Here is a 12,764-nt window from a genome sequence, read left to right as displayed (position 1 = left end):
GTTGATTATCCGGGAGAAAATAATCCTATTCCTCCAGCTGGTAGATTTCCGGGAGGTTGCGGCCCAGGCCGTCATAATCAAGCCCGTACCCCAGCAGGAACTTGTTGGGCACGCTGAAGCCCAGGTAATCGATGTCGATGGGATGCGTGGTAGCTTCCGGTTTATGGAGCAGGGCGGTCACCAGCAGTTTCTGTGGCTGCTGGTGGCGCAGCTGGGGCAAAAACTGGCTGAGGGTTTTGCCGGTGTCTACAATATCTTCCAGTATCACCACCGTACGGCCATAGAGGTCTTCTTCCAGGCCAATGGCGGTAATAACGTTGCCGGTAGATTTGGTGCCTTTATAAGACGCCAGTTTGATGAAGGATATCTCCGCTTCAATGCTGAGATGTTTGAAAATATCCGCCGCAAACATGAAGGAGCCGTTGAGAATGGCTATGAACAGGGGGCGCGTGCCTTCCAGGTCATGGCTGATCTGCTGCGCCAGCTCTTTAATACGCTGCTGCAGCTTTGCCTCGGTAATATAGGGTACGAACTTTTTATCGTGCACTTGTATCTTCATAAGCCTTCGGTTATTTCCCAACAATCAGTTGCTGGCCTGTTTTGATGCCGTTATCTGCCAGGTTGTTCCATTGCTGCAGCTGCGCCACGGTAATGTTGTAGCGGCGGGAAATGCTGTACAGCGTTTCTTTCTGCGTTACCGTGTGGTACTTGTTGCCGGCAGGTGTTGCGTTACCGGTCCTATCCCCTGCTGGCTGGCCGCCGGCGGGCGTTACCGTGCCGCCTGCTTTTTTAAGGTCATCCACCATGGAGCGGGGAATGCCGGTGGGTTGCTGCGCGGCCGGCGGAGCGGTACGGGCCGGCTGTTCATAGCGGCTGGCAACGGGTGCAGCGTTCTCTGCTTCGGCCGTCCCCTGCGCGGTTTCAGCGCCGGGGTTGCGGGCCTTTTCAATTTCCTCTCTGATATCTTTGATGATCTGGCGCGGCTGCAGGTCTTTGTGCGTATCTTCTTTTACCACGGTGTTGCTGCCCAGCTTCGGTTTTGCGGAAGCATAGCCGTCCAGCGCAATTCTTTCACCGGCGGCGGGCTGTTCTCCTTCCTGCATCTTGTTCCGTTTCCGGAGCCAGCGCATCTGCACGCCTTCCGCCTGCGCAATGTCATGCAGGGATTCACCGGGCGCCACAATGTGATAATCATTCTGGCCGCGCTTGCTTTTGCTCTGCAGGTAGATGAGCATGTCTTTTTGCAGCGGCACGTCCTGCTCCAGGTCATTGTACTTCAGCAGGCTGCTGAGGCGGATGTTGCGCTGGTTGGCTACCTGAATGAGGGCGGTGCCTTCTTCCACAAAGATCACCTTGCGGCCGTTGATCTTGAATACGGAGCCCTGGGGATATTTTGGTTTGGCGGGAGCGGCGGTTGCCACGGGCGCTGTTTGCTGCGTTTGTTGACGCGGCGCTTCGGGCGCGTAGCCCTCTTCCTTCACAAATACGGGGCCGGTGGGAATGGGCGCGTTGCTCATGGCCAGCGTGTTGTATTGCTGCAGGTTATAACGCTCTATGATCTGGATCAATTGCTGCGGATAGGTCCTGCTGGTGGCGTAGCCGGCTGTTTTGAGGCCGTAGGCCCAGGCTTTGTAGTCTTCCGGGTTGAGGTCGAACAGGAATTTATACCGCGGGTTGTTGCGCAGAAATTCGGAATGGTCTCTCCAGGAATCTGTAGCGGAAGCATATTTGCGGAAGCACTCCTGCTTCTCGTCATCGTCGTAATTAACGGTTTGGCCTACCCAGTTGTTTTTGCACTTGATGCCGAAGTGGTTGTTGGAATTGAGCACCAGCCAGCCGTTGCCGGACTGTGTTTCCAGGATGCCCTGGGCCAGCTTGATGGCGGCGGGCACGCCGGAGCGGCGCATCTCTTCCATGGCAATGTTCTTGTAACTGTCTATGTACTGGGTAGTGCTGATGGTTTGCGCGGCTGCACCAAGTGCTCCGCATATCACCAGACAAATGGCCAGGCAGTATGACTTTACTTGCATGAATATGTTGAATTTAATGGGTCTTATTTTTTCCTGATGAGCATCACGCCATCCCGCAGGCTCAGCAGGAGGGTTTCCGCGCGGCCGTCTGCCACGGCCTTCTCCACGAAGCGCACCATGGCTTTGGCATTGTTGCTCTGCGCTGCTTCCGGCAGCACCACTTCTCCGTGGTAGAGCACATTGTCTGCCAGTATGAAACCACCGGGCCGCAGCTTCTCCCACACCAGGTCGTAATACGCGCCGTAGCCTGCCTTGTCCGCATCTATGAACACCAGGTCAAACACTTCATCCAGCTGCGGTATGATCTGTGCGGCCTTGCCGGTATGCTGCACTATTTTTTGCCGCAGGCCGGCTTCCGTGATGTACCGGGAACTGATCTCTTCCAGCTCTTCATTCACGTCAATAGTATGCAGCAGCCCGTTTTCCGCCAGGCCCTGCGCCAGGCATATGGCGGAATAGCCGGTGTACGTGCCTATTTCCAGGATGCGGGCAGGCCGCAGCATCTGGCTCACCATGGAAAGGAACCGGCCCTGCACATGGCCGCTGAGCATGTGAGGCTGGTCTACCTTCAGATAGGTTTCGCGGTGCAGCCGGTACAACAGCTCCGTTTCCGGGGTGGTGTACTTCTCTGCAAACGCCTGTATCTCCGGTGGTATTACCTCCATGCTCCTTTTTTTTTGCAAACCTAAGGAAAAACGGGGGAATGGGGCGTCTTTAGATGCCCATCATATGGCCGGACGCTGAAGTGAGTGACACAACGGCGGCTGAACAGCGTACTGCCGCCGGCTTCCAACATTCAGAAATTAGGCCGCAATTTATTGGTGGTATAGAACACCCTGAAGTATTCCACCACTTCTTCCGCGGTATCAAACACTTTCAGCAGGTTCAGGTCTTCCGGGTGAATATTGCTTTCCTTTTTCATCATCACAGCGTCTATCCATTCCAGCAGGCCTGACCAGTACTGCGTGCCTACCAGCACCAGCGGCGTTTCCGTCATTTTTTTGGTCTGTATGAGGGTGGCCACTTCAAAGAACTCGTCCATGGTGCCGAAGCCGCCGGGCATCATCACAAAGCCCTGGGAGTATTTGGCGAACATCACCTTGCGAACGAAGAAGTAGTCGAAGTTGAGGTTTTTATCGTAGTCTATAAAAGGGTTGGCAAACTGTTCATGCGGCAGGGTAATATTGAGGCCCACGCTTTTACCTTTGGCCTTCTGCGCGCCTTTATTGGCAGCTTCCATAATGCCGGGGCCGCCGCCTGAAATGATGCCGAAGCCGTCTTCCGCCAGCCGCTCCGCTATTTCACAGGCCAGGTCGTAATACGGGTTGCCCTCCCGGGTACGGGCGGAGCCGAAAATCGAGATACAGGGACCGATTTTTGCCAGGGCTTCAAAACCATCCACAAATTCCGCCATAATTTTAAAGATCTGCCAACTGGAATGCGCTTTGGTTTCCGTCCAGTCGCGATTATTCAGGTTCTTTAATGAATCGTTCATCTCCTCTTCTGTTTTAAATGATTAAGCGGGGTTACCGCGCCGGAGCGAGAGTAACCATAGCCCAATATACGTAAACACACCGTTTACTATCAATAATTCATGCCCGAATTTATACCCGTTGAGCCAGGCGGCCGAATGCTGTTTCAGGAAAAAACAGAGCACAGGGGCCAGCAGGCATACCACAATAGCGCCTTTGTCTATAATGGCCCGGCGGTTGAAAATGCCGAAGGCAAACAGGCCCAGCATAGGGCCATAGGTGAGCGCGGCCAGGAACAGCAGGGTGTCAATAAGGGCGCTTTCATTAAAGGCCTTGAACAGCAGGATGGTGAGCAGCAGCAGCATACCGCAGCCAATGTGAATGCCGTTCTTCAACCGCCTGCGGGCACTGTTCATACCTTCAGTGGAGTAGCCCAGTATGTCTATGTAAAACGATGTGGTAAGGGTGGTGAGCACACTGTCTGCGCTGGAAAAAGTGGAGGCCGTAAGCCCCATCAGGAATACCACCGCGGCAAAGGCGCCCAGGTGATGAAGCGCCAGCAGGGGGAATACCTGGTCTGTAACCGGTGCGCCCGCCGCGTTTACGGGCGCCTGTATACCGTATGCCTTCATGTATTCATACATCAGAATACCGAGGCCCAGCAGCAGCACATGGGCCAGCAGCTGCAGGATGCTGAACGTATAGATATTCTTTTTGGCCTCTCCCAAAGAGCGGCAGCTCAGGTTTTTCTGCATCATGTTCTGATCAAGCCCCGTCATGGTAACGGCAATCATCATACCGCCGAAAAAGTCTTTCGGGAAAAAGTTGACGGCCCGCCAGTCCCAGAAAAACGTGGCGCTCTTTTCACTGTTCACCACGCGCGATACCATTTCTGCCGGGCCCCAGTGCAGGCTGCTGCCTATCACCGCCACGGTGAGCACAAGGGCCAGCACCTGCAGCGCGCTTTGCAGCGCGTCTGTCCACACCAGCGTTTTAATGCCGCCGCGGTAGGTGTACACCAGCATTAAAGCTATCATGATAGCCACTGAAACGGCAAAAGGAATGTTATAATGATCAAACACGAACAGCTGCAGCACGCCTGCAATCACGAACAGCCTGGCGGCGGAGCCGGTGAGCCGGGAGAGGATAAAAAAGATGGCGCCCGTTTTCTGGCTGACGGGGCCGAAGCGCTGACGCAGGTAAGTATAGATAGAGGTAAGGTTGCGGTTGTAATAAAGCGGCAGCAGCACGGCGGCTATTACCACATATCCCAGCACGTACCCCAGCACCGTTTGCAGATAGGAGAAAGACGCGGTTTGCACTTTGCCGGGCACGGAAATGTAGGTAACGCCGGAGAGGGAATCACTGATCATGCCGATGGCCACCACATACCAGACGGAGTTGCGGTTGCCGATAAAATAGGCCTGTGTGTCTGCCTTGCGGCCGGTAAACCAGGAAATGAGCAGCAGCAGCAGAAAATAGCTGGCCATGAACAATACAAATACGCCCGGCAACATGCTGTAGATTTTATGGCCCGCAAATTACAACCCGATGTTGACGCCGCCGGAAATAATGGGGCGGTTGAGGTAAGGCGTATTTTTGTCCTGCAGCACGTCATACAGGACCATGATGGTAATGGCGGAGTTGCCGCCTACGGGTTGGGCATAACCGCCTCCCAGCAGCAGGCTGGGCGCGCCGTAACGGTCTTTATATTCCCGCCGCGGCTCGTATTCGGTGATTTTTGCGGAGATGTAATTGTATTCAGGCTGGGCATGAATAAAGATCATGTCCAGGGGGTAGAACCGGCCCCAGAGGCCGCCGCCGAACATGGTGTACTTGTTCCTTGACAGCACCACATTGTCATAGCCGTAACTCTTCCCGCTGGAATATTGGGCATTGATGTTAACGCCTGCGGCAAACAGCCGGGAAAAGCGGTACCCTATCATGGGAGATACGTTCACGAAGGTATAGTCTCCAAAAGCCATACCCAGCGCGCCGCCCACCATCACGTTGCGGGGGTTGAACCCTTTCTGCGGCTCTTCCTGGCGCGGAGGTTCCTCTTCTTCTTCGCGAGACTGGGCAAATACTGCCTGGCCAAGGGCCAGGAATATAACTGCAAGGACTATACGTTTCATGTGCATATTAAATGGGTACAGGCGCTAAATTATCTGTTTTTTGCTGATCTGCCGCCTATATTAACGTTTCTTTAAACGCTAGAAAGACGGGCAGAGCGTATGCCGCCGGGCATTGGAGAAGCTGCGGTTCGGGTACAGGCCAACATAGATCAGGCTCAGCTCGTAGGCGCCCTGCCGGCTGTTAGCTACTGACAGCGCGCTGGATGTTACATCATAGTTGAACATCAGCCTGAAATTGTTCATCTGGTACCCTACCAGGAAGGCGAACGCATCGCTCAACCGGTAGTAGGCGCCGCCAAACACCTGCTTTGCCCCGTGGTCTGCCAGGTTGTACGCAGCGTAAGCGCCCACCATGGTTTCGCTGGCCGTGGCCTGCCGGGCATAATAGGCGCCGGGGTTCAGTATCACGTTGTCAGACACTTTAAGGCTGGCGTTGAGGAAACCGATGTAGCGGCGCGCTATCTGGTTATTGCCGGCGTAGAAGGTTTCCCGCGGTTCATTCACATGGTGTACGGAAAAACCGCCGTTGATATATATTTCTTCTGTCGGAAAATAAGCGTAGTTCAAGCCTACCTGCATGTCAAAGTAGCCGATGGAGCCCTGGGTGATGGGCTCCCCGGAGAACATCTGGGAGTCGAAGAACTGCCCGTTCCACTGGGTGCCGAAGGTAAGTTTGTTCAGGTCAACCCTTTTATCTGCATACCCCACGTTGAAGCCGGCGGAAAGCAGGCTGCTCTGGCCCAGCAGCTGGTGATAGGCTATGGAGCCGTAGGCTTTGGTGGAGGTGAGGTTGCCGCTGCCCGCTACGTCCCGCAGCACCATGCCGCCCAGCCCTACCCAGCCGTAGGTAAGCCGCTCGCGGAACAGCTGGAAGTCTCCGAAGGCAGACATGGTTTTATACGGCACGGGAATAGAGGCCCACTGGTTGCGGTAGTTGATGCCGATGCGGTAGTTGCCGTCTGGTATGAAGCCGGTATTGGCGGGGTTGGTAGACAGGGGCGAGTTAAAGAACTGCGAAAAATGCAGGTCTTGCCCGGCTGCCGGCAAAGCGGCGGCCAAGCAACAAAAAATGGTGATGTGTTTCAATGTTTTTCTCATAACCCTCAATTGCTATCTTAACAATGTTACATTCCCCGTTTTCGACACCCGGTTACCGTCAGAGAACTCTATATTGAGCACAAAGGCGTAAGCGTCCATGGGTTGCACGGTGCCGTTGAAACGCCCGTCCCATCCCAGCTTCTGGTCATTAGACTGGAACATGAGCTGCCCCCAGCGGTTGAAAACTTTCATATCGTATTTCACTATACCAAACCCTTTGATCTCCCATTTATCATTGATACCGTCCCCGTTCGGAGAGAAGGCCGTGGGCACGTCATACAACGGGTTCACAATGGCGCTTACCTCATGGCACACCGTATCCTGGCAGCCGAAGGGCGTGGTAGCTATCAGGCATACCTGGTACGTTCCTGTTTTGAAATACTGGTAAGTGGGGTTCACTTCGGTAGAGGTGTTGCCGTCCCCAAAATCCCACCAGTAGGAAGATGCGCCCGTAGATTCATTGGTGAACGTAGTGGGCGTGTTCTCTACCGGCTTGTTGGGCTGGAAGGAGAAGGCGGCCACCGGCGGCGGCAGTATCACTATCTGCATGGTGGTATCATGCCGGAGGTTGCAGGTAGTGGGGTCTTCCGCATGCAGGGTAACCGTGTGGGTGCCAGGCTGCGTGAAGGTATGCACGGGGTATATATCCGTGGAGGTAGACCCGTCGTCCCCGAACGTCCACAGGAAGGATGTTCCTCCGCGGGAGGTATTGTCTATATGAGCGGTAAACGGTGCGCAGGCGCTATCCGGCAGTGCAAAGGAAGCTACCACGTTTTCGGCTACACGAATTTGCCGCGTGATCGTTTCCGGCGCGTTACAGTAGTTGGTGTCTATCAGCGTGAGCGTTACGTTGAAAATACCTTCATTCTGGAACTGGTGCCGCATGGTTTGGTCATCCGTAGTATCAGGAGGCGTGCCGTCCCCGAAGTTCCATACAAAAGACTGTGCGGTGAAGGGTTTTCCTGCCGGCGCAGCAGACAGGTTGTCAAACTCGTAGGCCAGGTCTTCACAGGGGGTCAGGCGCTGGTAGGAATAATCTACCGTAGCCCTGTCATCCCGCACCCTGATGGGCACAATAGCCGTATCTGACAGGTTGCAGCTGGCGGGGTCGTATTTGATCAGGCGCACGTTATAATCGCCAATGTTAGGGAAAGAATGGTCTACCGTAGGCACTGTGGTGGTCACTTCCGGCGAGCCGTCCCCGAAATCCCAGCGCCAGCTTTGCGCGGGCACATTGGTGGTATCTATAAAAGTGATATCTGCCGGGCGGCAGTAGTTGCGTTTTCTTTCCAGCGTGGTAAACGCTGCCCGCACCCCGTCAAGGTTAAAAGCTATTTTAAGCGAGCCCAGGTTGCAGCCGCGGGGAATGCCGCTGTTGTAAGCACCGGGCGTGGTAGGGAAACGCAGCCGCGGTTGTTCCGGGTTGGGACAGGCTGCGCAGATGGCCTGATAGATCACCCCGTTCTGGTCAAAGCGGCTGGTGCCGCCGTCTACGTGCTCCGCCAGGCCGTTGCCGCCGTAGAAGGTGCCGTACAAAATGTCAAGGGCATCCCGCTTCATCACAAAAAAGTAGAAATCGCTTCCGTCTGACGTGCCTTTGCGGGCGTCAGGCGTTACGCGCAGGCCGTTGGTGCCGGAGCTGCTGAAACCCTGGTTCAGCACCCCGCCCCAGCCGGATACGTATACGTTCTGGCAGCGGTCTACCAGGAAGGCCACGGGGGAGATGCTGGGCTGTGAGGCAGACTTGCCGAAGGTGGTGGAATAGATGAAGCCGGTGAGGTCTGGCCGCAGCTTGGTAATGAACTGCTTGGAATTGTCGTTATAAAAAGTAGCGGTACCGGCGGGTTGCATAATGGGCCAGGTACCTTCGGTGGTACCCATTACATATACATCCCCGTTCCTGTCCAGCTGAATGCCATATACCTGGTCTGCCCGGGCATTGTCAGAGCCGATAAAGGTAGATTGCAGGATAGAGGAGCCGTCTGTTGAAATATGCGTGATATAGCCGTCACACGCGCCGCCCCGGTAGCCGGGGTACACTACTCCCGGTGTGGTGCGGAAGTTCGGGCTTGCCGTACCGCCGGCCACGTACACGCTGTTGCCGCCGTTAACGGCCAGCACATAGGCCGCGTCCGCATCTGAACCGCCCAGGAAGCTGGCCCATATCAGGTTGTCAACGTTGGGGCTGATCTTCATCACCACGGCATCCTGCCGCCCGCCGCCATAGGTGGTCTGGAACGCACCGGCGGTAACGGGGAAGTTGGAAGACTGGGTGGAGCTGGCTACATAAATATTGCCGGCGCCGTCTATCACCACTTCACTGCGGGCGTCATCCCCATAATTGCGGAGCAGCTGGTCTATTCCCCCTCCTTTCTGGCTTCTCATATTACAGGCATCGTTGGCCGTGCCGCCGATGCGCATGGAACCGATAAGGGCGGTGCCGGTGGCATTAAGCTTGGTAATGGTAATATCGTACCCGCCGCCGGGGCCCTCCGTTTTAAGGACCGGGAAATTGCCGGAGTTTGTTCTGCCGGAGATCACCAGGTTGCCCTGCGCGTCTACAAAAAGGCTATGCGGCTGTTCTTCTCCCGCCCCGCCGATGTAGGTGGAATAAATGATGCGGGTGCCGGAGGGATTGAACTTGGTAATGGCCATATCATACTCCCCGCCGTTGAACGTCTGGTCATACACGCCGGCGGAAGTAGGGTAACCGGCATCAAAGGCTATGCCGCCACCGTAAAAATTACCTTCGGCATCGTAGGTAGCGGTAAAACCCCAGTTATCCGCCCTGGAACCGGAGAGCGTGGCAAAAACCACCGTAGGGTCTATTACCAGCGGGAATTGGCTGTCATACTTCCCTGATACCTTGAAAGACACGGTATTGCCGGTTAGCTGGTACCGTACGGTTACTTCTTTCCTTTCATTGTTGATATACTGGTAGGCAAAAGGCATCAGCTCTACCACATCGCCTACAGACGTTTGTATGCGGAGGTTGCCTTTTTCCAGCTTCACGCCGGTAGCGCCCTTATATTGAAACCTGATCTGCGAAGGGTCTCCGCCGGGGAGAACGATCAGATCGTACTTCATTTGCCCGCTTTCGGAGTACACCTGCATGTCTACATTATTGTAAAGGCCTGTGTACAGTACGTTCGTATAGGCGCCAATGCCGGCCTTCCATTTGGAGGGGTCGTTGCCGATGAAGTATGAAATATTGTCCTGCGTGGGCTTGGAGGCCGTCATTACCGGGTTGGGCCGCGCATTCAGGAACTCCAGGTCATAGGCATGGCCGCGCACTTTTTCCGGTTCCGGCCCTGTACCGGGCTGGCCTGGCCGGGGCGGGAGCGGCTTGTTGGGGTCAGGGTTATATACGGTATCCGTAATATGGGAGTGGCCATGGCGGAAAACCTCCATTCTCTGCATATCTTCCTTGCTCAGCAGCAGGAAACGGAAGCCGTTCTTTTTCAGGTAAATGTTGGCCGTACCCAAAGCGGCCCTGTACTGAAAATCGCCGGCCCATTGCCCTTTATTTTCCACATATTCCAGCGGAGAATAGTTGCCGGCAGCCTCCTGTGCGGCCACAGGCAAGCTGAAGAGCATTATTATCCATACTTGCAATGCGCTAGAAAGACTGACAGGGCGTGTAGATTTCAAAACGGTTCTGATTTTTAAGATTGTCCCAGTAAACTAATATACTCTATTTAACGGTTTCGCGTGTCAATTTGTTACGGGGGTGCGGCTTGGTTGGCGACTGGCAGGAGGCGGTCCACGAAGGTATTAGGCAAGCAACAGGTTCAGGATCAACCACCCCTGCCAGTCATTCCAAAAACATCAACGTAAAACCGGTCAGGATATTTTACTCCATGCGGATTTTGACCGTTGAGTGGCCAAATAATCGTGAAGCGGTTTATTTTCAGGAAGTTCAAGGTCGGGGTCTGCTTCCAGGATGTTTTCGGCGCTGTCCCGGGCGGCCTGCAGCATGGCGCGGTCCTGCACAATGTCAGCCAGCTTGAGGTCAAGCAGGCCGCTCTGGCGGGTACCTTCAATATCTCCGGGGCCCCGCAGCTCCATGTCTTTTTCGGAGATCACAAAGCCGTTATTGGTCTGTACCATTACTTTCACCCTCTCCTGCGAGTCTTTCCCGATCTTGTTGCCCGTCATAAGGATGCAATAGCTTTGCTCCGCCCCCCGGCCCACCCGGCCGCGGAGCTGGTGCAGCTGCGAAAGGCCGAAGCGCTCCGTGCTTTCTATCACCATCACCGAGGCGTTGGGCACGTTCACCCCTACTTCTATTACCGTGGTGGCCACCATGATCTGCGTATCTCCGGTTACGAAGCGCTGCATATTGGTTTCCCGCTGCTCTACCGGCTGGCGGCCGTGCACCATGCTGATCCAGTATTTGGGCTCCGGGAAAAAGGCTTTCACCTCTTCATAACCTTTGGTGAGGTTCTCATAGTCCATGTTGGCAGACTCTTCAATGAGCGGGTATACAATGTAGGCCTGGCGGCCTTTGCGTATTTCTTCCTTAATAAAGTCCATCACCTGCGGGCGCTGGTACTCTGTACGGTGTACAGTGGTAATAGGCTTGCGGCCCGGCGGCATTTCGTCTATTACAGACACGTCGAGGTCTCCGTACACCGTCATGGCCAGCGTACGGGGAATGGGGGTGGCCGTCATCACCAGTATGTGGGGCGGCGTGTTGTTCTTTTCCCATAGCCGGGCCCGTTGCGCCACGCCGAAGCGGTGCTGCTCATCCACAATGGCCATGCCCAGGTGGTGGAACTGCACTTCTTTTTCCAGCAGGGCGTGCGTGCCTATCAGGATGTGAATGCTGCCATCAGCCGTGCCCGTTAGTATCTCTTTGCGTGCCTTGCCTTTTACGTTGCCGGTGAGCAGGGCCACTTTTACCGGCATATTTTTCAACAGTTCAGAAATGCCCTTGAAGTGCTGCTGCGCCAGTATTTCAGTGGGCGCCATCAGGCAGCCCTGGAAACCATTGTCCAGCGCCATCAGCAGGGTAAGCAAGGCCACCATGGTTTTACCGCTGCCCACGTCTCCCTGCAGCAGCCGGTTCATCTGGCGGCCGGTGGTGGTATCTTTCCGTATCTCCTTCAGCACTCGTTTTTGCGCGCCGGTTAAGGGGAAAGGCAGGTGATGATTGTAGAAGGTATTGAACACTTCTCCCACGGCGTTGAACACAAAACCGTGGCTGGCCTTATGGCGGCGGATCTTCAGGCGGCAGATGCGTATCTGCGCCAGGAAAAGCTCCTCAAACTTGAGACGGCGCTGCGCCTGTTTGGCCTCTTCTTCCGTAGCGGGCAAATGTATCTTGAAAAAGGCCTGCCCGCGCGGCATGAGGCGGAACTGCGTCAGCACGGGCGCGGGAATGTTTTCCCATATCTCCGCCAGGTTGAGCTGCTCCAGCAGGTTGCGCGTCAGTTTTCCGATAGCCTTGGCCGTCAGGCCGCGCGCCTTCAGCTTTTCTGTAGTATAATATACCGGCTCCAGGTGCTGGCGGCCGGTGGCCGTTTCTTCCGTGAGCAGGTCCATTTCAGGGTGGGCCATCTGCAGAATGCCGTTGAACTGAGACAGCCGGCCGAATACCAGGTAACCGGTGTTTTCGCGGAGCGACTTCTGCATCCACTGCCAGCCCTGGAACCATACCAGGTCTATTTTCCCTGTTTCGTCCTGCAGGGTGGCCACCAGGCGTTTGCTGCGCTTCTCGCCCACCACTTCCATATGAATAATGCGGCCGCGTATCTGCACATAGTCTTCCATGCCGCTGAGGTGGCGTATCTTGTCTACCCTGGTACGGTCTACGTACCGGAAGGGGTAATACTCCAGCAGGTCGCGGAAGGAATGCAGGTCCAGCTCCTTGCGCAACAGCTCTCCCCGCTGCGGCCCCACGCCTTTCAGGTATTCTATCGGGTTGGATAATATGGAAGAAACAAGGTTCAACTGCGCCGTAAATTATTCAGTTCACGAAGTACGGGAATTTCATAAGAAAAGGCAAACAGCCGGAGCCATTTGCC

The 12,764-nt window shown here is 55.1% G+C and carries 9 protein-coding genes; all 9 read right to left on the bottom strand.

Annotation, left to right across the window (positions count from 1 at the left end):
* Window positions 1-25: 25 nt before the first annotated feature.
* Window positions 26-559: a hypoxanthine phosphoribosyltransferase gene (gene hpt / locus ABDW36_RS18435; protein ID WP_343703402.1), complete on the bottom strand. Its 534-nt coding sequence runs from the start codon at window positions 557-559 to the stop codon at window positions 26-28.
* A gap of 10 nt (window positions 560-569) precedes the next feature.
* Window positions 570-2,030, bottom strand: a complete 1,461-nt coding sequence (locus ABDW36_RS18430) for a glucosaminidase domain-containing protein (protein ID WP_343703401.1) — start codon at window positions 2,028-2,030, stop codon at window positions 570-572.
* A 23-nt stretch (window positions 2,031-2,053) separates the two neighbouring features.
* On the bottom strand, window positions 2,054-2,695 hold the full coding sequence (locus tag ABDW36_RS18425; RefSeq protein ID WP_343703400.1) for an O-methyltransferase: 642 nt from the start codon (window positions 2,693-2,695) through the stop codon (window positions 2,054-2,056).
* A gap of 131 nt (window positions 2,696-2,826) precedes the next feature.
* Window positions 2,827-3,525: a TIGR00730 family Rossman fold protein gene (locus ABDW36_RS18420; protein ID WP_343703399.1), complete on the bottom strand. Its 699-nt coding sequence runs from the start codon at window positions 3,523-3,525 to the stop codon at window positions 2,827-2,829.
* A 21-nt stretch (window positions 3,526-3,546) separates the two neighbouring features.
* Window positions 3,547-5,019: a sodium:solute symporter gene (locus ABDW36_RS18415; RefSeq protein WP_343703398.1), complete on the bottom strand. Its 1,473-nt coding sequence runs from the start codon at window positions 5,017-5,019 to the stop codon at window positions 3,547-3,549.
* 24 nt (window positions 5,020-5,043) lie between these two features.
* The gene (locus ABDW36_RS18410; protein WP_343703397.1) at window positions 5,044-5,637 is read right to left on the bottom strand and encodes a hypothetical protein; all 594 of its coding nucleotides are present in this window, start codon (window positions 5,635-5,637) and stop codon (window positions 5,044-5,046) included.
* Window positions 5,638-5,715: 78 nt separating this feature from the next.
* The gene (locus ABDW36_RS18405; protein WP_343703396.1) at window positions 5,716-6,735 is read right to left on the bottom strand and encodes a PorP/SprF family type IX secretion system membrane protein; all 1,020 of its coding nucleotides are present in this window, start codon (window positions 6,733-6,735) and stop codon (window positions 5,716-5,718) included.
* A 12-nt stretch (window positions 6,736-6,747) separates the two neighbouring features.
* A complete protein-coding gene (locus ABDW36_RS18400) occupies window positions 6,748-10,332 on the bottom strand; it encodes a PKD domain-containing protein (protein WP_343703395.1) in 3,585 nt (1,194 codons plus the stop codon).
* Window positions 10,333-10,578: 246 nt separating this feature from the next.
* Window positions 10,579-12,690, bottom strand: a complete 2,112-nt coding sequence (recG, locus tag ABDW36_RS18395; RefSeq protein WP_343703394.1) for an ATP-dependent DNA helicase RecG — start codon at window positions 12,688-12,690, stop codon at window positions 10,579-10,581.
* Window positions 12,691-12,764 lie beyond the last annotated feature (74 nt).

It is taken from the genome of Chitinophaga sp., from assembly GCF_039596455.1.
GTDB lineage: Bacteria > Bacteroidota > Bacteroidia > Chitinophagales > Chitinophagaceae > Chitinophaga.
Note: the sequence above shows the minus strand (reverse complement) of the source record. Positions and strands in the feature narration are given on the sequence as shown.

What these genes read in the sequence shown, in the direction of transcription:
- hpt (WP_343703402.1), bottom strand. Translation starts at nt 559, where the DNA reads ATGAAGATACAAGTGCACGATAAAAAGTTCGTACCCTATATTACCGAG.
- ABDW36_RS18430 (WP_343703401.1), bottom strand. Translation starts at nt 2,030, where the DNA reads ATGCAAGTAAAGTCATACTGCCTGGCCATTTGTCTGGTGATATGCGGA.
- ABDW36_RS18425 (WP_343703400.1), bottom strand. Translation starts at nt 2,695, where the DNA reads ATGGAGGTAATACCACCGGAGATACAGGCGTTTGCAGAGAAGTACACC.
- ABDW36_RS18420 (WP_343703399.1), bottom strand. Translation starts at nt 3,525, where the DNA reads ATGAACGATTCATTAAAGAACCTGAATAATCGCGACTGGACGGAAACC.
- ABDW36_RS18415 (WP_343703398.1), bottom strand. Translation starts at nt 5,019, where the DNA reads ATGTTGCCGGGCGTATTTGTATTGTTCATGGCCAGCTATTTTCTGCTG.
- ABDW36_RS18410 (WP_343703397.1), bottom strand. Translation starts at nt 5,637, where the DNA reads ATGAAACGTATAGTCCTTGCAGTTATATTCCTGGCCCTTGGCCAGGCA.
- ABDW36_RS18405 (WP_343703396.1), bottom strand. Translation starts at nt 6,735, where the DNA reads ATGAGAAAAACATTGAAACACATCACCATTTTTTGTTGCTTGGCCGCC.
- ABDW36_RS18400 (WP_343703395.1), bottom strand. Translation starts at nt 10,332, where the DNA reads ATGCTCTTCAGCTTGCCTGTGGCCGCACAGGAGGCTGCCGGCAACTAT.